The sequence below is a fragment of the Gilvimarinus sp. 1_MG-2023 genome, assembly GCF_030548285.1.
The window spans coordinates 1-258 of record NZ_JAUOSC010001251.1 but is presented as its reverse complement, the minus strand read 5'-3'; the positions used below and the strand labels follow the sequence as shown (position 1 = coordinate 258).

General features: G+C 49.6%; 1 protein-coding gene. It reads right to left on the bottom strand.

Going from position 1 to position 258, the window contains the following annotated elements:
- On the bottom strand, positions 1-258 hold a 258-nt coding region (locus Q4563_RS20875; protein WP_303605880.1), incomplete at both ends, for an N-6 DNA methylase.

Below are 258 nucleotides of genomic sequence, written 5' to 3'. Positions count from 1 at the left end.
CTCATTGTCGGCGCGCCACTGTTTTTGGTTAAACGGCGGGTTGGCCATAATGTAATCGTCTTTAAGATCAGGGTGCTGATCTTTAAAGAAGGTATCCCATGCAACATCCCCCAGGTTGCCGTTAATCCCCCGAATGGCGAGGTTCATTTTGGCGAGCTTATAGGTGGCGCTGGTGTATTCCTGACCGTAGATCGAGACCTCTTTTTGGTTGCCGTTATGGCTGTTTACAAACTTGACCGATTGCACAAACATGCCGCC